The organism is Pseudomonadota bacterium, from assembly GCA_010028905.1.
In the GTDB taxonomy this organism is placed as follows: domain Bacteria; phylum Vulcanimicrobiota; class Xenobia; order RGZZ01; family RGZZ01; genus RGZZ01.
In genome coordinates this window covers 1-1140 of the sequence record RGZZ01000894.1, presented here as the reverse complement: position 1 = coordinate 1140, position 1140 = coordinate 1, and the positions used below count along the sequence as shown (strand labels likewise).

Sequence of the window (1140 nt, the reverse complement as noted above, 5' to 3'; positions counted from 1 at the left end):
GTCGAGTTCAGTCGATAAGATGCTCTTGCGCATGTTCGCCTCCGGCTTCCCTGATTTCGTCAAGGAGAATTTCAGGATTCTGGTCTGTGACCCTGCAGGCAACAGTGTCGAAGACGAGTTGGACTTGAAGCGTCTGTTCAGGCCTTTGCACAAGCGCTGGCAGATGTAATCAGCCGTGCAACGAGGGCCGACGTGGGCAGGATAGCTTTTTTCGCTGCGAGAAGGGTTGCGCGTGGCTGCAAAATGTCTCTCATATTGAGGAAACGCGCGGACTGGCGGCGCGAGGGTGCTGATGGTTCGCGCTGCCGCCCTGAAAGTCGAGCGATTGACAGAGATGGTTCATGAGAAGGTGGGCGCGTGAGCGTCACGCTTGCAGATCTCGAGGCGCGCCTGTGGGCGGCGGTGAACGCCCTGCGCGGGCCGGTCGATCCGGCCGACTTCAAGACCTACGTGTTTCCCATGCTGTTCTGGAAGTGGATTTCCGACACCTACGATTGGGAGCACGACCAGGCGGTGGCCGACTATGGCGCCGACGTCGACCCCGAGGTGGAGACCGACTACCACCGCTTCACCCCGCGACGTCTCGACCAAGACGGCCAACCTGGGGGCCCACATCGCCAAGGCCCTGGGCACCATCGAGCAGGCCAACCCCGAGGCCCTGGCCGGCATCTTCGGCGACGCGGCCTGGGCCAACAAGGAGCGCCTGCCCGAGAGCGCCCTGGTCGAGCTCATCCGGGTGTTCCAGTCGCTCACCCTCGATCCGGACGAGGTGAGCCACGACCTGCTGGGTCAGGCCTACGAGTACCTGCTCAAGAACTTCGCCGACGAGTCGGGCAAGAAGGCCGGCGAGTTCTTCACGCCGCGTCAGGTGGTGCGTCTGCTCATTCGCATTCTGCAACCCCAGCCGGGCGAGGCCGTGTACGACCCGGCCTGCGGATCGGGCGGCATGCTGGTCGAAACCATCAACACCGTGCGCGATCACGGGGGCGACACCCGCACCCTGCGCCTGTACGGACAAGAGGTGAACCTCACCACCGCGGCCATCGCCCGCATGAACCTGTTCCTGCACGAGATCGAGGACTTCCGGATCGTGCGCGGCGACACCCTGCGCGCCCCCGGCCTGCGCGACCCCGACGGGCA

The 1140-nt window shown here is 64.2% G+C and carries 1 pseudogene; it reads left to right on the top strand.

Features of this window, described 5'->3' with window-relative positions:
* The first annotated feature begins 459 nt into the window (after positions 1-459).
* A pseudogene (locus EB084_26185) lies at positions 460-1140 on the top strand (SAM-dependent DNA methyltransferase).